Origin of the sequence: Sphingorhabdus sp., from assembly GCF_044338195.1 — a bacterium.
Lineage (GTDB): Bacteria > Pseudomonadota > Alphaproteobacteria > Sphingomonadales > Sphingomonadaceae > Sphingorhabdus_B.
In genome coordinates, this window is record NZ_JBIIMC010000031.1 from 1 (window position 1) to 23,236 (window position 23,236).

General features: G+C 56.4%; 21 protein-coding genes. 9 read left to right on the plus strand and 12 right to left on the minus strand.

What is annotated here, in order from left to right; translation table 11 throughout:
* The first annotated feature begins 15 nt into the window (after positions 1-15).
* The 7 genes from ACIQZK_RS08700 to msrA all read left to right on the plus strand — a co-directional run bounded on the left by ACIQZK_RS08700 (position 16) and on the right by msrA (position 6,928).
* Positions 16-1,128 carry an S-(hydroxymethyl)glutathione dehydrogenase/class III alcohol dehydrogenase gene (locus ACIQZK_RS08700; RefSeq protein ID WP_395635539.1) on the plus strand — a complete coding sequence of 371 codons (1,113 nt, stop codon included), beginning with the start codon at positions 16-18 and terminating at the stop codon, positions 1,126-1,128.
* 17 nt (positions 1,129-1,145) lie between these two features.
* On the plus strand, positions 1,146-1,526 hold the full coding sequence (locus ACIQZK_RS08705; protein ID WP_397575785.1) for a VOC family protein: 381 nt from the start codon (positions 1,146-1,148) through the stop codon (positions 1,524-1,526).
* Positions 1,513-2,046, plus strand: a complete 534-nt coding sequence (locus ACIQZK_RS08710) for a prolyl-tRNA synthetase associated domain-containing protein (RefSeq protein WP_397575786.1) — start codon at positions 1,513-1,515, stop codon at positions 2,044-2,046. Before ACIQZK_RS08705 ends, ACIQZK_RS08710 begins: the two co-directional genes overlap by 14 nt.
* Positions 2,043-2,888, plus strand: a complete 846-nt coding sequence (gene fghA / locus ACIQZK_RS08715; RefSeq protein ID WP_397575787.1) for an S-formylglutathione hydrolase — start codon at positions 2,043-2,045, stop codon at positions 2,886-2,888. Before ACIQZK_RS08710 ends, fghA begins: the two co-directional genes overlap by 4 nt.
* A 31-nt stretch (positions 2,889-2,919) precedes the next feature.
* On the plus strand, positions 2,920-4,674 hold the full coding sequence (gene pabB, locus ACIQZK_RS08720) for an aminodeoxychorismate synthase component I (protein ID WP_397575788.1): 1,755 nt from the start codon (positions 2,920-2,922) through the stop codon (positions 4,672-4,674).
* A gap of 61 nt (positions 4,675-4,735) precedes the next feature.
* Positions 4,736-5,944: a pyridoxal phosphate-dependent aminotransferase gene (locus tag ACIQZK_RS08725; protein WP_397575789.1), complete on the plus strand. Its 1,209-nt coding sequence runs from the start codon at positions 4,736-4,738 to the stop codon at positions 5,942-5,944.
* A 282-nt stretch (positions 5,945-6,226) separates the two neighbouring features.
* Positions 6,227-6,928: a peptide-methionine (S)-S-oxide reductase MsrA gene (gene msrA / locus ACIQZK_RS08730; protein ID WP_397575790.1), complete on the plus strand. Its 702-nt coding sequence runs from the start codon at positions 6,227-6,229 to the stop codon at positions 6,926-6,928.
* On the opposite strand, the gene ACIQZK_RS08735 is transcribed toward msrA, so the two are convergent.
* The 11 genes from ACIQZK_RS08735 to ACIQZK_RS08785 form a co-directional block, all read right to left on the minus strand.
* Positions 6,929-7,522, minus strand: coding sequence for a trimeric intracellular cation channel family protein (locus tag ACIQZK_RS08735; RefSeq protein WP_397575791.1), 594 nt, complete (start codon positions 7,520-7,522; stop codon positions 6,929-6,931). It abuts the gene before it with no gap.
* Between the two features lie 32 nt (positions 7,523-7,554).
* The gene (lpdA, locus tag ACIQZK_RS08740; protein WP_397575792.1) at positions 7,555-8,964 is read right to left on the minus strand and encodes a dihydrolipoyl dehydrogenase; all 1,410 of its coding nucleotides are present in this window, start codon (positions 8,962-8,964) and stop codon (positions 7,555-7,557) included.
* 11 nt (positions 8,965-8,975) lie between these two features.
* Positions 8,976-10,202, minus strand: coding sequence for a 2-oxoglutarate dehydrogenase complex dihydrolipoyllysine-residue succinyltransferase (gene odhB, locus ACIQZK_RS08745; RefSeq protein ID WP_397575793.1), 1,227 nt, complete (start codon positions 10,200-10,202; stop codon positions 8,976-8,978).
* Between the two features lie 10 nt (positions 10,203-10,212).
* Positions 10,213-13,044, minus strand: coding sequence for a 2-oxoglutarate dehydrogenase E1 component (locus ACIQZK_RS08750; RefSeq protein WP_397575794.1), 2,832 nt, complete (start codon positions 13,042-13,044; stop codon positions 10,213-10,215).
* Positions 13,045-13,202: 158 nt separating this feature from the next.
* On the minus strand, positions 13,203-14,087 hold the full coding sequence (sucD, locus tag ACIQZK_RS08755; RefSeq protein WP_183942353.1) for a succinate--CoA ligase subunit alpha: 885 nt from the start codon (positions 14,085-14,087) through the stop codon (positions 13,203-13,205).
* A gap of 27 nt (positions 14,088-14,114) precedes the next feature.
* The gene (gene mdh, locus ACIQZK_RS08760) at positions 14,115-15,077 is read right to left on the minus strand and encodes a malate dehydrogenase (RefSeq protein WP_183942352.1); all 963 of its coding nucleotides are present in this window, start codon (positions 15,075-15,077) and stop codon (positions 14,115-14,117) included.
* A 147-nt stretch (positions 15,078-15,224) separates the two neighbouring features.
* Positions 15,225-16,616, minus strand: a complete 1,392-nt coding sequence (locus ACIQZK_RS08765; protein ID WP_395635529.1) for a M20/M25/M40 family metallo-hydrolase — start codon at positions 16,614-16,616, stop codon at positions 15,225-15,227.
* A gap of 22 nt (positions 16,617-16,638) precedes the next feature.
* Positions 16,639-17,757, minus strand: a complete 1,119-nt coding sequence (zapE, locus tag ACIQZK_RS08770) for a cell division protein ZapE (RefSeq protein ID WP_397575795.1) — start codon at positions 17,755-17,757, stop codon at positions 16,639-16,641.
* A complete protein-coding gene (locus tag ACIQZK_RS08775) occupies positions 17,754-18,206 on the minus strand; it encodes a PaaI family thioesterase (RefSeq protein WP_397575796.1) in 453 nt (150 codons plus the stop codon). The genes zapE and ACIQZK_RS08775 overlap by 4 nt, the downstream gene beginning before the upstream one ends.
* Before the next feature lie 15 nt (positions 18,207-18,221).
* Entirely contained in the window at positions 18,222-19,001 is a 780-nt protein-coding gene (locus tag ACIQZK_RS08780; protein ID WP_397575797.1) for a succinate dehydrogenase iron-sulfur subunit, read from the minus strand.
* 71 nt (positions 19,002-19,072) lie between these two features.
* Positions 19,073-20,410 (minus strand): hemolysin family protein, encoded by a 1,338-nt coding sequence (locus ACIQZK_RS08785; protein WP_397575798.1) that lies wholly within the window; start codon positions 20,408-20,410, stop codon positions 19,073-19,075.
* A 147-nt stretch (positions 20,411-20,557) separates the two neighbouring features.
* On the opposite strand from ACIQZK_RS08785, the gene ACIQZK_RS08790 reads away from it, so the two are divergent.
* A complete protein-coding gene (locus ACIQZK_RS08790; protein WP_397575799.1) occupies positions 20,558-21,226 on the plus strand; it encodes an OmpA family protein in 669 nt (222 codons plus the stop codon).
* A 7-nt stretch (positions 21,227-21,233) separates the two neighbouring features.
* Here the strand turns inward: ACIQZK_RS08790 and ACIQZK_RS08795 are convergent, their stop codons facing one another.
* Positions 21,234-22,457: an FAD-dependent monooxygenase gene (locus tag ACIQZK_RS08795; protein WP_397575800.1), complete on the minus strand. Its 1,224-nt coding sequence runs from the start codon at positions 22,455-22,457 to the stop codon at positions 21,234-21,236.
* A gap of 222 nt (positions 22,458-22,679) precedes the next feature.
* Between ACIQZK_RS08795 and ACIQZK_RS08800 the strand changes: the two genes are divergently transcribed.
* Positions 22,680-23,236 (plus strand): DNA translocase FtsK 4TM domain-containing protein (locus ACIQZK_RS08800; RefSeq protein WP_397575801.1); only part of this gene is annotated, 557 nt, incomplete at its 3' end.

Here is a 23,236-nt window from a genome sequence, read left to right on the forward strand (position 1 = left end):
GGAGACCCGAATACCATGAAGACGCGCGCAGCAGTTGCCTTTGAAGCGAAGAAGCCACTTGAGATTGTCGAGCTTGACCTTGAGGGTCCCAAGGCTGGTGAAGTCTTGGTGGAGATCATGGCGACCGGCATTTGCCATACGGATGCCTATACGCTCGATGGCTTTGACAGTGAGGGGATTTTCCCAAGCGTGCTTGGCCATGAAGGCGCAGGAATCGTACGCGAAGTCGGCGCCGGCGTGACCAGCGTAAAGCCTGGCGATCATGTTATTCCATTGTACACGCCGGAATGCCGCCAGTGTAAGTCCTGCCTGTCCGGCAAGACCAACCTGTGCACCGCCATTCGTGCGACACAGGGCAAGGGCCTGATGCCCGATGGTACAACACGCTTCAGCTATAAGGGTCAGCCGATATTCCATTATATGGGCTGTTCGACATTTTCGAACTTCACCGTGCTTCCGGAAATCGCGGTTGCCAAAATCCGTGAGGACGCGCCGTTCCAGTCAAGCTGCTATATCGGTTGCGGCGTCACCACAGGCGTTGGCGCAGTGGTCAACACAGCCAAGGTGCAAGTGGGCGACAATGTCGTTGTCTTTGGCCTTGGCGGCATTGGCCTGAACGTCATTCAGGGCGCACGGCTTGCGGGTGCTGGTATGATTATCGGCGTTGATATCAATCCTGATCGCGAAGAATGGGGCCGGAAGTTTGGCATGACCGCGTTCCTGAACTCCAGGGGCATGAGCCGTGAAGATGTTGTCGCAAAGATTGTCGAGATGACCGACGGCGGCGCTGATTACACCTTTGATGCCACCGGCAACACCGAAGTGATGCGCACCGCGCTTGAGGCATGCCACCGTGGCTGGGGCACCAGCATCATCATTGGTGTGGCCGAAGCGGGCAAAGAGATTGCGACCCGTCCGTTCCAACTCGTGACCGGCCGCAACTGGCGCGGCACGGCATTTGGAGGGGCCAAGGGCCGCACCGATGTTCCAAAGATCGTCGACATGTATATGACCGGCAAGATCGAAATCGACCCGATGATTACGCATGTCATGGGGCTTGAGGACATCAACAAGGCATTTGAATTGATGCACGCGGGGACCAGCATCCGCAGTGTCGTGGTGTTTTAAAATAGGGAGAAGTAATAATGTATAGTCATATGATGGTGGGCAGCAATGATATTGCCCGTTCGAAAAAATTCTACGACGCAACCTTCGTTGCCATGGGCGGAAAGCCCGGCATGCAGGATCCCAAAGGTCGTTTGATCTATATGCACAATGGGTCGCTGTTCCTTGTCACGCCGCCAATTGACGGCAAGCCGGCGACGCACGGCAATGGCTGCACCATCGGTTTTGCGATGACTCCTGAGTTGGCAGATGCATGGCATAAGGCGGGCGTCGAAAATGGCGGTGAAGCGATTGAAGATGCACCTGGCATCCGCGAAGGCAATGGCATGAAAATGTATCTTGCCTATCTGCGTGATCCGGATGGTAACAAGCTGTGCGCCCTGCACCGTGTCACTGACTGATAGTGTTACGATCATGAACGATGCCGAAGCGCAGCTTTATACAGACTTGGCCGCGCTCGGCATTGCTTATGAAAAGCATGAACATCCGCCGGTATTCACGGTGGCGGAGAGCGATGCGCATAATCGCGACATTGCAGGTGCCCATACCAAGAATCTGTTTTTGAAAGACAAAAACGGCGCATATTTTTTGGTCACTGTCCCTGCTGAAGCCCGCGTTGATTTAAAGGCGTTGCCATCGGCCATCGGTTGTGGACGGATCAGCTTTGGTAAAGCCGAAGATATGGAACGACTGCTTGGCATTACGCCGGGGGCCGTCACCGCTTTGGCCGCAATCAATGATAAAGATTGTGCTGTCCAATTCGTGCTTGATGCTGCGTTGGCGCAAGCTGACATTATCAATTGCCACCCACTGCGGAACAGCGCGACTTTAAGCATTGCGACCAGCGATCTTATACGCGCGCAAACCTATTGGCAGCACCCACCCCAGATTATTTCCGTCCCGACATTGGAGCCCGCATGACTTTCGAAACCGTCTCTCAAAACACCGCCTTTGGTGGCGTGCAGGGTGTTTATAAACACCATTCATCCGCTACCGGCACCGACATGACCTTTTCAGTCTATGTCCCGCCGCATGCAGAAGGCCAGATTTTGCCAGTGGTGTGGTTTTTGTCGGGCCTGACCTGCACCTATGCAAATGTGACCGAGAAAGGCGAATTCCGCCGCGCCTGTGCAGAGCTGGGTTTGATTTTCGTGGCGCCCGACACCAGCCCGCGCGGTGAAGGCGTTCCCGACGATGCCGATGCTGCTTATGACTTTGGTTTGGGTGCCGGATTCTACGTAAACGCCACCGCTTCGCCTTTCGACACGCATTACCGGATGCAAGATTATATCGAGCGTGAATTGCCCGATATCATCGCCGCGCACTTCCCGGCGGATATGCAGCGGCAAGCCATTATGGGGCATTCCATGGGCGGGCATGGCGCACTGACGATCAGTCTGCGTAATCCGGGCAAGTATAAGTCTACATCAGCATTTTCGCCTATCGTATCACCGTTAAATTGCCCTTGGGGTGAAAAGGCTTTGGGTGGTTATCTGGGCGATGACCGTGCGCAATGGCGCGCATATGACAGCGTTGCTCTGTTGGCAGATGGCGCACGCTTGCCTGACCTGTTGGTCGACCAAGGCCTGGCTGACAATTTCCTCGAGGCGCAGCTTAAGACGCATCTGCTCGTCGAACAATGTGCCGCGGTTGGCCAGCGTGCCGAAATTCGCATGCAGCCGGGCTATGATCACAGCTATTATTTCATCTCGACCTTTATGGCCGAACATCTCGCTTGGCATGCGGAACGGCTAAACGGCTAAAGCCTTGGGCATTGTCGATTCAGTTGCGCATATGAAGATCCCGACAGATCGCCCTTATGTGCTGCTCGACGATGCCCGCATGCACGGTGCGTCGCCTGCGCGGCTATATGTTGACCCGGTTGAAATATGGACCGCCAACAGCGTTGATGAAGTCGATGCTGTGCTTGGTGCGCTGCGTGATGCGCAGCGCAGCGAGCTTCATGCCGCGGGGTTTTTGGGCTATGAATGTGGGCAGCATTTCCTCCCCAATCTTGGGCAGGAACGCAGCGGGCCGCTGGCGTGGTTCGGTTTGTTTCGCAGCTACAGCACAATTTCTGCTGACGTCGTGGCGTCATATCTACCCGATCCGGCGGGGGCATATTTGTCTGCATTGCGCCCCGCGATTTCGCGCGCAGAATATGCCGATGCCTTTGCGGCTGTTCAGGATTATATCCACGCCGGAGACATGTATCAGGCTAATCTGACCTTTCCGCTTTCGGCCGATTATGCCGGCGATCCGCTGGCCTTATATGCGGCGCTGCGCAGCCGCGCGAAGGCCGGCTATGGCGGTGTCATCTACACGGGGGACGCGCATTATCTGTCCTTTTCACCCGAACTGTTTTTCGCGCTGAAAGACCAACGCGTGACGACAAAACCGATGAAGGGCACCGCGACAAGGCAAGCCGACCCGCAACGGGATAGCGATGTTGCGGAGCGCTTGCGCACCGACCCGAAACAACGGGCGGAGAATCTGATGATCGTCGATCTCCTCCGCAATGATCTGTCGCGCGTGTGTGCCGCGGGCACGGTCGCCGTGCCCGAATTGTTTCATGTCGAAAGCTATCCCACGGTTCACCAGATGACTTCGACCGTTACCGGTGTGCTCAATGAGGGAGTGGATGCGGTTGACGTCATAACGGCATTATTCCCATGCGGGTCGATTACGGGCGCGCCGAAAATCCGTGCGATGCAGGTCGTCGAAGAAGTGGAAACCGCGCCACGCGGAATATATTGCGGCTCCATCGGGCGTATTGACGCCAATGGCGATGCCGCCTTCAACGTTGCCATTCGGACTTTTACCCTGTGCGATTCAACAAAGACGCTTTCACTTGGGCTAGGTTCAGGCGTCGTTGCCGACTCCAACGAAGCAGATGAATGGGCAGAATGTTTGGCCAAGGGGGATTTTGCTAAGGTGGACGGTACCGGATTTGATCTGATCGAAACCATGCGTTTTGAACCGATGACCGGAATCCTTCGGCTGGAGTTGCATCTGGAGCGCATGAAGACCAGCGCCCAGTTATTCGGATTTGAATTTGACCGGCACGCATTGCGCAACCGCCTGCACGCCAGCATTTTTCATCTCGATCAGCTTTCGAAAATCCGGCTGATGGTCTCCCGGCACGGCGCGGTCGCGATCGAAATCGGCCCACTTCAGGATGTGACCGATTGGCGCGTTGCCGTTGTTCCACTGCCCGTCGCCGCGGAGGATTTCCGGCTTCGGCACAAGATGAGCGATAGGGCCTTTTACGACAACGCCCGAAAAGCGCGCACCGATTGTGACGAAGTTATCTTCGTCGGTGCCGATGGCCGTTTAACCGAAGGCAGCATCACGACCTTGTTTGTTGAACGGGATGGCGTTTTGCTGACGCCACGGCTTGAGACTGGGCTTCTGCCATCTGTGCTTCGCCGTGCGCTTATCGACGCTGGCAAAGCCCAAGAAGTGGACCTGACAGCCGACGATTTGGCGGGTGGTTTTTTTGTCGGGAACAGCGCGCGTGGATTAATACGAGCGCATAGGGTTGCGTAACTTTTAGCGAGGCTTTAGTGGCAAGCGCGCAACTTCTGTTCATTTTTGCCCGAAAGTTTTGATGATGAATGACCGTCTGTCGGCCGCGCTCGGCCGGATTGCCCCTTCAGCGACGCTTGCCATGTCCGGACGTGTGATTGACCTTAAATCACAGGGCATCGATGTCATTGGACTGTCGGCGGGTGAACCCGATTTCGACACGCCAGAATTCGTCAAAGAGGCCGCCATTCAGGCCATTCGTGACGGCATGACGAAATATACCGCCGTGGACGGTATCGCCCCGCTCAAGCAGGCAATCATCGCAAAATTCAAGCGCGACAATGGCATTGAATATACGCCAAAGCAGATCACGGTAAACTCCGGTGGTAAGCACACCTTGTTTAACGCGCTGGTCGCAACGATTGATAAGGGCGATGAAGTCATCATCCCCGCACCTTATTGGGTCAGCTATCCCGATATCGTTCAATTCGCCGGCGGAACGCCCGTGATCGTTATGGCGACTGCGGCGCAAAATTATAAGATCACGCCAGAGCAACTGGAAGCAGCGATTACGCCGAAGACGCGCTGGTTGATCCTGAATTCGCCGTCCAACCCGACGGGCGCAGCTTATGATGCGGATGAGTTAAAAGAATTGGGTGCAGTGCTGTTGCGCCATCCGCACGTGCTGCTGCTGTCTGACGATATGTACGAACATATTTGGTATGCGCAGTCGCCTTTTGCGACGATGCTGCAGGTGTGCCCCGAACTCTATGATCGCACCCTCACCATGAACGGTGCGTCCAAGGCCTATGCCATGACCGGTTGGCGCATCGGCTATGCGGGTGGTCCGGCATGGCTGATTAAGGCGATGGCGGATTTGCAGTCGCAATCGACGAGCAATCCCTGTTCCATCTCACAATATGCCGTGCTTGCCGCGCTTAACGGACCACAGGATTTCTTGGCCGAACGCAATATCGCCTTCCGCGAGCGCCGCGACCTTGTTGTCGCAATGCTGAACGACGCACCGGGGCTTAGCTGCCCAACGCCAGAGGGCGCATTTTATGTCTATCCCGACGCAACTGGCGTGATGGGCAAGACGACGCCCAAGGGTAAGAAGATTGAAACCGATGCGGACCTCATCGATTATTTCCTTGATGATTATCGTGTGGCTGCGGTGCATGGCGGGGCCTTCGGTCTGTCACCAGGCTTCCGGATTTCTTATGCAACATCGTCGGATATCCTCAAGGAAGCGTGCACCCGTATCCAAGCAGCGTGCGCAGCGCTCACATGACCGCAACATGTGCGTCACGCTCAACGGCGTTCATGCACGTTTAATGTGTTTTCTGGTGAAGCCTTCCGAAGCCGACGCACATAGCTGTTTCGGCGCCCATCTGTGCAATATGTCAGAGATAAAATATGGACCGTCTTTATAACTTTGTGCGTTCGGATCTTTTCCTCAGTCTGGCCGGCGGATTTGCGCTAGGTTTGGCTGGGCTGGCAATCATCAAACCGGCCAGCGCGAATGATCATAATGCAGAAGCCACGCGGTCTGTGTCCGTTGGAGGTCCATCCTATGAAGCGGCTGCCCCGAACCCCTAAATGCGTTATCCGCGCGGTAAATGCTGCGCTGCTGTTTGGCTTGGTGACAGGGTGCGGATCCGACTTTGGATCCGCTGTCGGCACTGCGCATGCCGAAGAGGGCATTCGGATCGCCGCGCCACTTGCGAAAATCGTTGAACCAAAGGGCCTGCAGACGGCGGTTTTTGCCGGTGGTTGCTTCTGGGGTGTGGAGGCTGTGTTTGAACGCGTGAAAGGCGTGACGCGCGTGGAGTCGGGCTATTCCGGTGGGACGCGGTCAACAGCTGACTATGATCTCGTCAGTTCCGGGACCACGCGGCATGCCGAATCTGTTCGGATTCAATATAACCCTGCCGTGGTGAGCTATGGCGAACTACTCCACATATTCTTTTCGGTGGCGCATGATCCGACGCAGTTGAACCGCCAAGGCCCCGACCGCGGCAAGCAATATCGATCCGCGATATTCCCCGCGAACGCAGCACAGCAAAAGGCGGCGCGTGCCTATGTGGCGCAACTGGACAAGGCGGGATATTGGAAGAAACCCATTGTTACGACGATTGAGCCCATCAGCTTCTTTCCGGCCGAAAGCCATCATCAGGACTTCATGGCGAAGAACCCCAATCACCGGTATATTGTGCAATGGGACAAACCAAAAATTGCGAATTTAAAGAAGCTTTTCCCGAGCCGCGTGCGGTAACTAACCCCGATAGGCGGGGATTGCCCAGCCTTTCCAAATCGCCATCGCGCGCAATGCGAATCCGGCAGCCGCGCTGAAAATAGCGGCAGGCAGAACGGGTAGGCCGATAAATAATGATAGGCCAAATAGCCCTGATGCCAGCGCCGCAGCTGTTACATAGATTTCGGGTTTCAGCAGGATCGACGGCTCACCCGCCAGCACATCACGAATGATACCGCCGACGCATGCCGTGATGACGCCCATCATCATGGCCGGTAACAAGGGAACACCAAGCGTTAGCGACTTCCACGTGCCGAACACCGCATAAATGGCAATGCCCACAGCATCGAACCAGTCGAGCGCACGCGGCTTCCAAAGATGCTGCGGCGTTACCCATACCAGCCCCGCGGTCACAAGGCAGGTTGCTGCAACACGCCAATCCTGCACCCAGAAAACCGGCGCACCGATGAGCAGATCACGCACAGTGCCGCCACCCACGCCGGTAACCAGCGCAAAGAAGGAGAAGGTGACAAGCGTCTGTTTGCGTTGCGCCGCGGCGAGAGCGCCCGATGCGGCAAATACAGCGATCCCAAATAGGTCCAGCCATGAAATCATGGCCGGGGCTATTTGGGCCGCTTGGGTAATCATCACATGTGGATCGGTTTGCCGGTCACGGCCATGGCCGCTTCTTTCAAGGCTTCGGCATGGGTCGGGTGGGCATGGCAGGTATATGCGATGTCTTCCGAAGTCGCACCGAATTCCATGGCGACGGCTGCTTCAGCGATCATGCTTCCGGCGATGGATGCGATGATATGCACGCCAAGCACGCGGTTGGTTTTTGCATCGGCAATGACTTTGACGAAACCGTCGGTGGTGCGATTTGTTTTCGCACGGCTGTTGGCCATCATCGGGAATTTGCCGACCTTGATCTCGCTACCCGAAGCCGCAGCATGTGCCTTCGCTTCTTCTTCGGTCAGGCCAACGCTGGCGATTTCAGGGTAGGTGTAGACCACGCCCGGGATGACGTCATGGTTGACGATGCCCGTCAGGCCCGCAACAAATTCAGCCGCGGCAATGCCTTCGTCTTCGGCCTTATGCGCCAGCATGGGACCGGGGCAAACGTCGCCGATCGCGTAGATGCCGGGGACATTGGTCTGGAAATAATGGCCGATTTCAATCTGTCCGCGCGTGTTGACCGTGAGACCTGCCTTTTCCATTGCAAGGCCATCGGTATTTGGTCGGCGGCCGATCGCCACGAGGACGCAATCTGCCTCAATCGTTTCGCTTGCACCGCCTGCCGATGGTTCAACCGTCAGCGTGGCCATGCCGCCCTTTACCGTTGCGCCGGTAACCTTGGTGCTCATGCGCAGGTTAAAGCCCTGTTTTTTGAAGATCTTGGCGGCTTCCTTGCGGACTTCGCCGTCCATGCCGGGCAGGATCTGGTCAAGATATTCGACCACAGTCACCTGCGCGCCAAGACGTAACCACACGCTTCCAAGCTCAAGCCCAATAACACCGCCGCCGATGACGACCATGTGCTTTGGAACCTTTGGCAAAGCCAGCGCGCCGGTGGAATCGACGATAATTTTTTGGTCTATTTCGACACCGGGCAATGGCGTTACCGATGATCCTGTCGCGACCATGATGTTTTTGGCGGTGTAATTTTTGCCCGCCACATCAATGCTGTTCGCTGAGGTAAATGCGGCGCGGCCCTTGAGCCAATCAACCTTGTTCTTTTTAAACAGAAACTCGATGCCGCCGGTCAATTCGGACACAGCCTTCGCTTTTTCGGCGTGCATTTGGTCGAGGTTGAGCGAGACGCCCTTAAAATCGATACCGAATTTCGCCAGCGAACCCGATTGTGCCTCATGGTACATTTCGGACGCATGCAGCAATGCTTTCGACGGAATGCAGCCGACGTTGAGGCACGTGCCGCCCAATGTCTCGCGGCTTTCGACGCAGGCTGTTTTCAGGCCGAGTTGTGCGGCACGGATGGCGGCAACATAACCGCCCGGACCTGCACCGATAACGATCAGGTCATAATCATGTTCTGCCATTGCTCAGCTCCTTAAAGGTCGATCAACAACCGGGTCGGGTCTTCAATCGCCTCTTTGACGATTTTCAGGAAAGTCACTGCTTCGCGGCCGTCGATGAGACGGTGGTCATAGCTTAGCGCCAAATACATCATTGGGCGAACAACAACCTGTCCGTCGCGGACTACGGCGCGGTCTTCGATACGGTGAAGACCAAGCACGGCGGACTGTGGCGGGTTGATGATCGGGGTCGACATCAGGCTGCCGAACACGCCGCCGTTGGAAATGGTGAAGGTTCCGCCCGACATATCTTCCATGGTGAGCGCGCCGGCCTTTGCCTTTGCACCAAAATCACCAATCGCCTTTTCAATCTGGGCAAAGCTCATGGCGTCGGCGTTGCGCACGACAGGAACAACGAGGCCATTTGGCGCGCTAACCGCGACCGAGACGTCGAGATAATTGTGATAGACGATTTCGTCGCCATCAATCTGCGCATTTACGGCAGGAACATCACGCGCCGCCAAAGCAACAGCCTTGGTAAAGAAGCCCATGAAGCCGAGGCGCACGCCGTGCTTCTTTTCAAACAGGTCTTTATAGGTCGCGCGCGCTTCGATCACGGCGGACATATCGACATCGTTAAATGTCGTCAGCAAAGCCGCTGTGTCTTGTGCAGACTTCAAACGCTTTGCGATTGTCTGGCGCAGACGCGTCATCTTCACGCGCTCTTCCTGACGCGCACCTGTCGGTGCAGACGCGGCTGGCGTTGCCGTTGATGCCGAAGTGGCTGCAGGCGCAGGCGCACCCTTTGCAGCAGCGACAACATCTTCCTTGGTCAGGCGGCCGTCCTTGCCAGTGCCTTTGATTTTGCTTGGGTCAATGCCCAGCTCAAGCACCAAACGGCGAACCGCAGGCGACAAGGGCAGATCGCTATTTTCTGAAGCAGCGGCCGGCGCAGGCGCAGCGGTGCTCGTAACAGCTGGGGCTACAGCGGCAGCGGCAGCAGCAGGTGCTGCGGCGGCTCCGGTGCCAGCATCGATCGAACCAATGACCGCGCCGACATTAACGGTCGCGCCTTCCTCAACGGCATAGGCGCCCATGATGCCGGCAACAGGCGACGGCACTTCGACCGCGACCTTGTCGGTTTCAAGGCTGGCTATCGGTTCATCGACCGCAACCGGTTCACCCGGTTTCTTTAGCCATTGGCCAAGGGTGGCTTCAGTGATGGACTCGCCCAATACGGGGACTTTAACTTCAGTGCTCATAATTCAATCCTCAGGAGGATGGAGGGGTAACCGGCTTGGTTCCCCCGGTGCGTTGGCGGCGGATTTCTTCGCGGACATTGTGGCCCAATGCTTCTGCAACCAATGCGGCCTGTTCGGCTTGGTGGCGCTTGGCAAGACCCGTGGCTGTGGCGGCTGCGGCTTTGCGCCCGGCATAACGTGCGCGTGCCGGGCCGACATTGGCTTCTGCAAGGCATTCTTCCAGATAGGGGTCGACGAAGCTCCAGCTGCCGGCGTTGCGCGGCTCTTCCTGGGCCCAAACGACCTCTTCCAAATTGGTCATACGCTTCAACCGGACAATCAATGGTTCGGCCGGGAAGGGATATAGCTGCTCGATGCGGACAATCGCGGTGTTTGTGTCACCCGATGCATCGCGCGCTTCCATCAGGTCATACGCAACCTTGCCCGAACATAGGACCAGTCGTTTGACATCCTTGTCCGCAGGCGCGTTCATGTCCGACAGGATCCGCATGAAGTGGCTTTCGCCTTGGAAATCCTCTGCCTTGGACACCGCAAGCTTGTGCCGTAACAAGGATTTTGGCGTCATGACGATAAGCGGTTTGCGGAATGGACGTGCCATTTGCCTGCGCAGCAAATGGAAATAATTTGCAGGCGTCGTGCAGTTTGCGACCTGAATATTATCTTCGGCGCACAATTGCAGGAAGCGTTCAAGCCGCGCCGAGCTGTGCTCCGGACCTTGTCCTTCATAACCATGCGGCAACAGCATCACGAGGCCATTGGCGCGCAGCCATTTCGCTTCACCGGCGGCAATAAACTGATCGATCATGGTTTGCGCACCATTCACGAAGTCGCCAAATTGCGCTTCCCAAAGCACCAGTGTCTTGGGTTCGGCACCCGCATAGCCATATTCAAAACCGAGTACGCCGAATTCCGACAATGGACTGTCGAGAATTTCAAAGCGGCCATGTGGCAATGTTGCCAGCGGGATATATTTTTCCTCAGTCGTTTGGTCGACCCAAACGCCGTGGCGTTGGCTGAACGTACCGCGGCCCGAATCTTGGCCCGATAAGCGCACGCCATAGCCTTCGGAGAGCAAAGACCCGAACGCGAGCGCTTCGCCTGTTGCCCAGTCAAAGTTCGCGCCTGTGCTGAACATGGCTTTTTTGGCATCGAGCACACGGTTGAGTGTCGGGTGAATATTGTGACCTTCGGGCACAGTGGTCAGCGTGCGGCCCATGCTGTCAAACAGCTTTTTGGAAATACCTGTTTGCACATTCCGGCGGGCGGTTTCGGGATCGGCGGGCTTGGAAAGGCCCGACCAACGTCCGCCAAACCAGTCAGCGGCATTGGGTTTATAGTCGGCGGCGCTGGTAAATTCCTGCTCGAGCGTCTGCACAAAGCGCATGGCGTGCTCGTCCGCCCAGTTCGCATCGATCACACCCTCGGCCTCAAGCCGTTTGGCGTACAAGCTGCTAACTCCGGGGTGGCCCTTGATGACCTTGTACATCAATGGCTGCGTGAAACCGGGTTCGTCGCCTTCATTATGGCCAAAGCGGCGGTAGCACCACATGTCGATCACGATGTCGCGGTGGAATGTCTGGCGGAATTCGATAGCAATTTTACATGCGAAGGTTACCGCTTCGGGGTCATCACCATTGACGTGGAAAATCGGCGCCTGCACGCCCTTGGCTACGTCGGATGGATAAGGCGAAGACCGCGCATATTGCGGGCTGGTCGTGAAACCAACTTGGTTGTTCACGATAAAGTGCAAGCAACCGCCGGTATTATACCCACGAATGCCGGAAAAGCCGAGGCACTCCCAAACGATGCCCTGCCCAGCAAAGGCCGCGTCACCATGCAACAGCACGGGTAGCACTTGTTCATGCTTGCCAAGGTCGTCGCGGGCGGTTTGGTTCGCGCGTACCTTACCGAGCACCACTGGGTTCACCGCTTCAAGGTGCGAGGGGTTTGGCACAAGGCTCATATGCACCTTGATGCCGTCAAATTCGCGGTCGGTGCTGGTGCCGAGGTGATATTTCACATCGCCCGAACCGCCGACATCGTCAGGGTTCGCGCTTCCGCCCGAAAATTCGTGGAAGATGATGCGGTATGGCTTTGCCATCACATTGGCCAAAACGTTGAGACGGCCGCGATGTGGCATGCCGTAAACGATTTCGCGCACGCCCAGCTGGCCGCCATATTTGATGACGGCTTCGAGTGCGGGAATCATTGACTCGCCACCATCAAGGCCGAAGCGCTTCGTGCCTACATATTTGCGGCCAAGGAATTTTTCATATTGCTCCGCCTCGATGACTTTACCGAGAATGGCCTTTTTGCCTTCGGGCGTGAATTGGATGGCGGCATCTTTGCCCTCCATCCGCTCTTGCAGGAACCGGCGCTCTTCGACGTCGGAAATGTGCATATATTCGAGGCCAACTGGGCCACAATAATTCGCGCGCAGCGTATCGACGAGTTCACGAACCGTGGTCCATTCGAGGCCAAGCGTGCCGCCGACATAGACCCGCTTGTCGAGGTCTGCGCCAGAAAAGCCATGATATTCGGGGGTAAGGTCGGCGGGAATGTCCTGCTTGGAAAGCCCAAGCGGATCAAGGTTCGCCGCCAGATGCCCGCGCACACGATAGGTGCGGACCAGCATCATTGCGCGAATAGAATCGCTCGCTGCGGCAACGGCGTCGGCTTCTGCCATGGGCTTGCCAGCGGCCTTCGCCGCAGCCTTCACTTCGACAGCCATCTGCGTCGGATCAAGCGAAGCCGTCAGGTCATCGGTGATGGACAAAGGCCAATTCGAACGCGCCCAACTTGGACCTTGCTCAGTTTCAAAATCTTGGTTTTCAAGACCCATGTTACTTCTCCAAATCCGCCCCATATGTGGGGAGGGGAACCATCCGCAGGATGGTGGAGGGGAGTTGCCGCTCTAACCCAGCGTCAGACGGAAGGCCCCTCCGTCACCCGGTACTTACGCACCAGTTGCCACCTCCCCGCGAACGGGGAGGATCAAAATCAACCCTTCAGCACCTCGACCAATGTCTTGCCGAGCAATGATGGTGACGGCGATACGCGGATGCCGGCTGCTTCCATTGCTGCGATCTTGCTTTCTGCGTCGCCCTTGCCGCCCGATACGATGGCGCCGGCATGGCCCATGCGGCGTCCGGGAGGTGCAGTGCGTCCGGCGATGAAACCTGCCATTGGCTTTTTGCGGCCCTTTTTGGCTTCGTCGATCAGGAACTGTGCAGCTTCTTCTTCTGCGCTGCCGCCGATTTCACCGATCATGATGATGGACTTGGTCGCATCATCGGCAAGGAACAGCTCAAGGCAATCGATGAAGTTGGTGCCGTTGACAGGGTCACCGCCAATGCCAACCGCAGTGGTCTGGCCAAGGCCTTCTGCTGTGGTCTGGAACACGGCTTCATAGGTGAGCGTGCCTGAACGTGAGACCACGCCGACCGAGCCTGCGGAGAAGATGCTGCCGGGCATGATGCCGATTTTGCATTCATTGGGTGTCAGAACGCCAGGGCAGTTTGGGCCAATCAGGCGCGACTTCGAACCCGACAGTGCGCGCTTTACCTTCACCATGTCGAGCACAGGAATGCCTTCAGTGATGCAAACGATCAACGGGATTTCCGCGTCGATGGCTTCAAGGATTGAATCGGCCGCAAAGGGCGGTGGCACATACACAACCGACGCATCCGCGCCCGTTGTTTGCTTGGCTTCAAGCACCGTGTCAAACATCGGCAGGCCAATATGCGTTGTTCCGCCCTTGCCGGGGGTCACACCGCCGACCATCTGCGTGCCATAAGCAAGCGCCTGCTCGGTATGGAATGTGCCAGTGGCACCTGTCATACCTTGTGTGATGACCTTGGTGTTTTTGTTGATAAGGATGCTCACATACGTCTCCTGAATTCGGGGGTTCGCTTAGTTCAGCGAGGAATCAATTGCCTTACATGCGACAAGCAGTTCTTTGACCGCATCGACGCTGACCGCGAGGTTGCCCTTGGCTTCATCATCAAGCGCGATTTCAACGACCTTTTCAACGCCGCCGGCGCCAATGACAACGGGTACGCCGACATATAGATTGTCGACGCCATATTGGCCGGTCAGATGCACCGCGGCTGGAAGAACGCGCTTTTGGTCGTTCAAATAGGCTTCGGCCATCGCGATACCGCTTGTTGCCGGCGCGTAGAAAGCAGAGCCCGTTTTAAGCAGACCAACGATTTCACCACCGCCGCTGCGCGTGCGCTGAACGATTGCGTCAATGCGTTCCTGAGTCGAAAAGCCCATTTTGATAAGGTCTGGAACAGGAATACCCGATACGGTCGAATATTGAATGACGGGCACCATTGTGTCGCCATGGCCGCCAAGCACGAAGCTTGTGACGTCTTTTACCGACACATTGAATTCGTCCGCAAGGAAGTGGCTGAAGCGTGCCGAATCGAGAACGCCTGCCATGCCAACAACCATGTGATGCGGCAGACCGGAGAATTCGCGCAGCGCCCATACCATCGCGTCGAGCGGGTTGGTGATGCAGATAACGAATGCGTTTGGCGCGTTCGCAGCAATGCCTTCGCCCACGGCCTTCATGACCTTTAGGTTGATGCCAAGCAAATCGTCGCGGCTCATGCCGGGCTTGCGCGCGACACCGGCGGTGACGATGATCACGTCAGCGCCAGCAATGTCTGCATAATCGTTGGTGCCGGTAATCTTGGCATCAAAACCTTCGACAGGACCGCATTGCGACAGGTCAAGCGCCTTACCCTGGGGAACGCCTTCAACAACGTCGAACAAGACGATGTCGCCGAGGCCTTTCAATGCTGCGAGGTGAGCAAGCGTGCCGCCGATATTACCGGCGCCAATAAGCGCAATTTTTTTGCGAGCCATACAAAACTGTCCTTCCCTTAGGGCTTTTTAGCGGAATTGCGGCGTCGTTACGCCGAATCGCTGTGGATAACAACCCAATAAAGGTCCAAAGTTAAGGCTTTTTCTGATAACAGTTCGCAATAGCAATAGTGCATGAAATGCTCCCTGTCAGTTACCAGCCACCCGTCGCAACATTTCCATCCAAATGGGGACTTGGCCATGGAATCCTTCGGCCCAGACGCGTTCATCTAGGCCATGCGCGCCCTCTTTCTGTCCGACGATGCTCCAAAGGCCACCAAATCCATATACGGGAATGCCGGCGGACCGTAAAAACGCCCCGTCGGTAGCGCCCGCCGACTGGAATGGCAGAACGGGCGCGTTGGGAAAGCGGGTTGCGACAGCGGCCCGATAGGCTTGGACGATGTCATCGCGCATCGGTGATGGTGCGGTTTCGGGTGTTTGCGATCCTTCAACGGCCGATACCGTGACATCGGGTCCTGAAAGGGTTTGCAGTTGCTGCCGGACATCCTCTGTTCTGACGCCGGGAAAAATGCGGCAGTTCACATTGGCTTCGGCTTTTTGGGGCAAGGCATTGGGTGCGTGACCGCCAGACAACATCGTTGCGACACAGCGCGTGCGCGTGCTTCCGGGGTCCATCGCTTCTAACAGATCGGCGGTTTCGCGATCTTGGGGGTCGGCAAGATATCTGCGCAACAGCTCACCAAATTGGCCACTATCGCCTTTTGCCAGCATCTCGAAGCTCGCGCGTGTGGCATCGTTAATCATGGCGGGAAAGCGATGACGCTCCACTGCGGTGAGTGCATTGGCCAACGCATATATCGCATTGTCCGGACGCGGCACGCTGCTGTGCCCGCCACGGTTCAAAGCGGTCAGCCGGAAATCGGCGTAGGTTTTTTCGGCAATCTGAATGCCGAAGCCCTCGACCCGCCCATCAGGGAAAACCGAGCCGCCGCCAGCGTCACCATTGAGCGCATATTCTGCGTCAATCAGCTCGCGCCACTCGGTTGCCGCGCGTCGTGCACCGTTGCCGATCGTCTCTTCATCGCCGGTAAACAGCACAATGATATCGCGCGTCGGTTCAAACTTTTCTGCACGCAAATATTGCAGGGCAAGGACGATACCGGTCAACGCAGCCTTATTGTCGTTTGAACCGCGGCCCAGATAATAGCCGCCCTCTTCGCGAAACTTAAATGGCGGATATTTCCAATCGCTTGCTTTGGCGGCGACGACATCCATGTGCGCCATCAGCAAAATAGGCTTTTTGCCCGACGGTTTGGCTGCGGGCCAACGGACAATCATTGTCTGGGTATTGTCATGATCCTTGACGATCACGTTCGTGATACCAGCCTTGCGGAACTCCGCCGTCAATAATGTAGTCAGCTTCTTGAATTCGGCAGGCTGCCCCTCAACGGTGGGAATTTCGACGATCTTTGCAAAGAGCGCGCGTTCCGCTGCTATTTTCGATGCAGGTGTTTGCGCATGTGCAGCGGTTGTCAGGGCCAACATGCCTGCCAACAAAAACATGTTCCGTCCGATCATCTTTTCTCTCCTTTATGCAATGCTAGCGCGCGCCGTGGCCTTCCGCCAGATAATCTTCCGACTGCATTTCCATCAGCCGCGATACCGTGCGGTCAAACTCAAAACGCCCGTCGCCTATCGGGTAAAGCTGGTCAGGGCCGGCATCTGCACTCGCCAAAAACTTTACGCGATATTCGTACAACGCATCGATCAGCGTCACAAATCGCGCCGCTTCATTGCGGTTGTGCGGCCCAAGCACGGGAATGCCCACCATCAACACCGTATGGAAACGCCGCGCAATCGCCAGATAGTCAGACGCACCGCGCGCCTCCGCGCACAGACGCTTGAACGAGAAAACGGCAACGCCCTTTAGCGCCTTTGGAACGTGCAGCATCCGACCGCCGCCGACGTCCAGCTCCAACGATGGAACATGTGCGCGGTCCTCGGGCGGATAATCTGTCATGCGGAAGAATGTTTCCGACAATGCGGCCGTCGCCTCGGCGCCATTGGGTACGAGCCAGGTTTTAGCATTGCCCAAACGGTCGCGCCGATAGTCTGTCGGGCCATCGAGCGCAAAAATATCAAGGCTGTCTTTTATCAACGCGATGAACGGCAAAAACAGTTGGCGGTTGAGGCCATCCTTATACAGGTCATCGGGTTGCCGGTTTGATGTTGTGACAACCGTGACGCCTGCGGCAATCAATCCTGTGAACAGCCGCGACATAATTGCTGCATCGGCCATGTTGTTGACGACCATTTCGTCAAAGCAGAGCAACCGGGCTTCATCCGCCAGCGCCGCGACCACGGGCGGAATGGGATCGCCTTTTTCCTTCTCGCGCTCAACCTTTAGCCGCGCGTGAATATCCAACATGAACTCGTGGAAATGCGCGCGACGTTTCCGCTGTATCTGAACGCTGTCAAAAAACAGGTCCATGAGCATGGATTTCCCGCGCCCAACACCGCCCCATAAATACAATCCGCGCGCAGGGTCGGGCTTGCGTCCCAAGAAACGCCACATTGTGCTTCCGCGGGGTGGCACGGCCTCAAGCTCTGCTTGCACTTTCGCCAGCGCCAAAACGGCTTTGGCTTGATCAGCATCAGGCTTCAGTTCGCCTGCACTGACGAGGGCTGCGTGCCGATCTGTGACCGAGGCGGGCATCATTTCTTACTGGGTTTTCGAATCGTCCCGGAAAATGCAGCGACGCGGGACTCGCCTTGCGAGACAATGCCGCGCATGAACAGCAGGCGACCCGTTTCTTTCAAAAGCTCAACCTCGGCCTCAAGCGGTTCGCCGATGACGCCAGCGCCAATGAACTGCACCGATAGGTCAAGCGTAACGGCGGCGCCCGCCTCAATCAGGCCAAACATCCGAGATGCGCCAAACATCGCGACGTCGATAAAACCGAGCGTGACGCCGCCATGTACCGCATCGCGCAAGTTGCTGTGCCGGTGTTCGGGAAACATGCGCAGGCGTGCTTTATGATGGCCTTCACTGCGTACCAGCATTTTACCCAGCACCGTGCCATTATAGCGCGTGCCATCGGTCATCTGCCAGTTTAGCCAACCGGGATTGTCCGGATCCGGACTGCTATCAAAAGCGGGTGTGTCCAACGGCCGTCCCTTCAATTAAAGGTGGCGTTCGGCAACCATCTTCTTGGTTTCGGCAATGGCCTTTGCAGGGTTCAGACCCTTGGGGCATGCGTTTGCGCAGTTCATGATCGTGTGGCAGCGATACAGACGGAATGGATCTTCCAACTCATCCAAACGCTCACCGGTCATTTCATCACGGCTGTCCGCCAACCAGCGATAGGCCTGAAGCAAGATGGCGGGGCCCAAAAACTTGTCGCTGTTCCACCAATAAGATGGGCAGCTTGTCGAGCAGCATGCGCACAAGATGCACTCATACAGGCCATCCAGCTTCGCTCGGTCTTCCGGCGACTGAAGGCGCTCTTTGCCCGATGGTTCTGGCGTAACCGTCTGCAGCCATGGCTTGATCGAGGCATATTGTGCATAAAAATGGGTGAAGTCAGGAACGAGGTCCTTGATAACTTCCATATGCGGCAGCGGGGTCAGTGTGACTTCGCTTTTGCAATCTTCAATGGCCGTGGTGCACGCGAGGCCGTTCTTGCCGTCGATGTTCATCGAACATGAACCGCAAATGCCTTCGCGGCATGAACGGCGGAATGTCAGCGACGAATCCTGCTCGCTTTTCATTTTGATCAACGCATCGAGGACCATTGGGCCGCAGGTTTCGGTATCGACTTCAAAAGTGTCGTAACGCGGGTTTTCGCCACTGTCAGGATCGTAACGATATACCTTGAATTTCTTGACTTTCCCGTCGGTTTTCGCGGCGTGAACAGTGCCCTTTTGGACCTTACTGTTCTTTGGGAGGAAGAAATCGGCCATATCAATATCCTGTTGTCGTCGTGACGTGTAATTCCATATCTGCCGAACGCCCTAACCAAGCGTTTGTGCAATCACAAGCCCTCAACTGCGTCCGTTCGAGTTGCTTTTTCTGCAAGTCGGACGCGGAGCTTGTCGATTTTGCGGCCATCCATATCCACAACTTCAAAATGCCAACCTTGGTCGCGGAAGGATTCGCCCTCTACGGGCAAGTGTCGCAAGATGTGTAGGACATGGCCCGCAGCGGTCGCGTAATCGCGGTCTTCAGGCAGATCAATCGACAGCGCGTCTGCCATTGCGTCGGCGGACATAGCGCCCGAGACGAGCATGGAGCCATCGTCCAATGTGATGATGTTCGGCGCGCTACCTTGCGCCTGATCCGACGCAAACTCGCCGGCAATTGCCGCCAAAAGGTCGTTCGGCGTTACGATCCCTTCAAAATGCCCATATTCATCATGGACCAGCAACATCGGGACATCGGACGAACGCAGGATTTCAAGTGCGTCCATGGCGTCAAGTTGATCGGGGATGATTTCGGCGCGACGCATCAGGCTGCGGATATCCAGACTTTCCCCGCGAATCTGCGCGGCAACGATATCGCGTGATTGGACAACACCGATGATATCGTCACCATCTTCGCCGGTGACCGGCAGGCGGGTGTGCAGAGAGTTCAACAGCGAATCGCGGACATCATCTTCAGATGCGTCGGCTGCAATACGGTCAACGTCGGTCCGTGGCGTCATGACTTCACGCACCGGACGGTCGGCCAGCCGCACCACGCCTGCAATGACCTTATGTTCATGCTCTTCGATGATTCCGGCGTGGGTTGCTTCGGCAAAAACCATACGCAGTTCTTCGGCGCTCAGTGCGTCACGGGTATCGCGGCGAAGCCCAAGTGCGCGGAATATAGTCGCGCTGGATTTATCAAGGGTCCAGACAATCGGCGCGGTCACGCGTGCCAGCATCTCCATAGGGCCCGCCATGGTGACGGCGATTCTTTCGGGCGCAATGAGCGCAAACTGCTTGGGAACCAGTTCGCCGACCACCAAGGATGCATAGGTCGTGATGCTGATGACAATTCCGAAACCCAAAGTTTCGGCCCATTCTGTGTCTATGCCCAAAAGAGCAATGCGTTCGGCAACCGGCCCGCCCAGCGTCGATCCGGAATAAGCACCCGCGATAATACCAATGAGTGTGATGCCAATTTGTACGGTGGACAGAAATTTGCCCGGGTCTCTCCCTAACCGAAGGGCTGCCGCCGCGCCGCGCTTTCCGTCTTCCGCCATCGCCTTTAGTTTCGCTGTGCGTGCCGAAACGATGGCGAGTTCGGACATGGCAAACACCCCGTTCAGGGCAATGAGAGCCAATATCGTCGCGGCATCAAACCACGGGAAAGATTGAAGAGGTTCCATAGGGACACAATTCCCATAGGGCCAACGCCAGCGCTTTGGCAACAAAATGCCGACAAAACTGTTACCGTCAAAAGATGAAACCTATCCAATGATAATCGCAGGTTCATCATGGGTGCCGTCTATGGGGTATCCTAGCTGAAAGGGAAAATGATGAAGAAAAATCAATTGATCACGCTGTCACTGATGGCTGCCACGCTCCCGCTATCGGCATGTGTGACCGATCCGGAAACCGGCCAGCGCACGATTTCGAAGGCGGCACTGGGTGGCGTTGGCGGCGCATTGGGTGGATATTTGCTTGGCGACCTTATTGGCGGCCGCCGCGATCGCACGGAAAAGATTGTCGGCGCAGGTATTGGCGCATTGGCTGGTGCGGGCGTTGGCTATTATATGGACGAACAAGAAAGAAAACTTCGTCAGCAAACCGCGGGCACGGGCATCAACGTTATTCGCGATGGCGACAATCTCGTCCTCGATATGCCTTCTGAAGTGACTTTTGGCCTCGATAGCGCGAACATCGATGCGGGTTTCCGCAATACGCTGGATCAGGTTGCATCCACGCTAACGCAATATGAAAAAACTTATGTCGACGTCATGGGTCATACCGATTCCACCGGGTCCGATGCCTATAACCAGTCATTATCGGAACGCCGTGCGTCGGCTGTTGCAAGCTATCTAACGTCGCGCGGCGTGCAGTCCGCGCGTCTTGCAACGCGTGGCTATGGTGAGAGCCAGCCAAAGGCGAGCAATCTGGATGAAGCCGGTCGCGCGGCGAACCGCCGTGTCGAAATTCGTCTTGTTCCCGTGACCCAGGGATAATTCGGATTTAGACGGCAACACCCTGAAGCAATTTGGGCAGCGCGCCGCTTTCGCCCCGCGCCTCGGCCATGAAAAATGCCTTGGCCGGGGCAGCGCGTTGCACCATTGCCATTCCGAAACGCCGGACCGCAGACGCGGTTTTGCCGGGAATGGAAAAAAGGCGGTTCAAGCCATCGGTCGATACCGCGATCAACAACGTATCAATGCTACGCCACCGGCTATAGCGATCGAGCAATTGCGCATCGCCAAAATCAAGACCAAGCCGCATCCCGTCGACCAATACTTCGGTTAACGCCGCAACATCGCGCAGACCAAGGTTGAGCCCCTGACCCGCGATGGGGTGAATGCCATGTGCGCTGTCGCCAATCAGCACCAGCCGTTCCGCCGTGATGTTGGCCGCATGGTGGAACCCAAGCTTGTAAGAAGACAAAGGCGCGGCGATCTCAACGGCACCCAATATCCCGCCCATCGCCTTTTCCAGCTCCGCCGCATATCCACGCGGTGACAATTTCATATATCCCGGCGCATCTGCGGCATCGACCGACCAGACAATCGCGGAACGGTGCCGGCCGTCGTCCGCATCCAACATGGGCAAGACGGCAAATGGGCCTGACGGATAAAAAATCTCATAGGCAATGTTGTTGTGCGAATGTTCGTGGAAGATCGCACCGACCATGGCGCTGTGGTCATATTGCCAGTGCGCAATATTGATTCCCATTTCCTCGCGCGTCTGGCTTTGCCGCCCTTCGGCGACAATCATCAGATCAGCGGTCAAAACTTTCCCGTCATCGAGATGCACGGAGGCGCGACCTGAATCCTGTGATTTGTGGGTGATGTTGGCGGGCATGTGCAACTGGATCGCATCGCTCTCCAGCGCCGCATTGTAGAAAACGCCGCGCAAGAAGCGGCTTTCAAACATTTGCCCCAGAAAGCCATCATCTTCGGCGGGTGCGAAATCCAGCGATCCGGGCTTGAGGCTATCGCTCACCCAAATCTTTTCAATCGGGCAGCCTTTTCCGGCCAATGCGTCGCCCAATCCAATGGCCTCAAACAGCTTATAGCTAGAGCTTGATATAGCAAATGTGCGGCCGTCAAAGCCTGCTTGCAGCATGCTCGCTTGATCGGCGCGGTCAATGACATGGCTGGTGATGCCATGTGCAGCCAATGCCAGTGCTTGCGTAAGCCCGATGAGCCCGCCGCCGATAATGATGACGTCTGCTTTGTGATTCATATTGCCCCTATGCCGCAACAGATGGGCGGACTCAAAGGAGGATTTTGACCGTAGCCCATCCGCGTTGGCAGCAATCTTCAACCTGTAATACTTGACGGCGAGTCCAGCGAAGGCGAAAAGGGGGCGTTCGGCCGTTCGCGGCCACCCATATATGGCATTATACTCATGGCCTCGCGCATTTCTAAATTTACGTCAAAAACGAACATGGCCAATTGGCGGAATATGATGCGCGCCTCACTGATCCGCAGCAGCACCTTGTTTGGCGCGGCTGTGCTTGGCCTGTTTGGGGTATTTTACGGCTTGGCGGTGCTGAGCTATTCGGCTGGCGATGCGGCATTCAATAGTGCGGCTGCAGATGTGCAGCACAACTGGATGGGCCAAAGCGGCGCCTATGTTTCCGACATCATGCTGTTTCTATTTGGCGTTCCCGCCATTTTCCTGCTCCCGATGATGCTGGTTTTTGCACGACGCTTATGGCGGGCCGTCCCGCAGCCGCAATGGAAACGGCAGCTTACATTATGCCTGTGCGGCATGCTGCTGATCGGCTTTGGCATGGCCTATTGGCAGCACGGCAGCGACATCGGCTTGCCCGCTGGATGGGGCGGGGCGCTTAATTTGCTGTTGGCAAATGCCGCCGTTGCTCTTGTTGGTCAAATTCAGGGCGTGGTTGGCACTATATTGCGGGTGCTTCTGATTTTGGCCAGCTTAAGTGGCGGCGTGGCGTTGGTTATTCGCGCGCTTGAGCTTGAGCGCCCGCTGTTCCGTATCCCTTCTTTGGC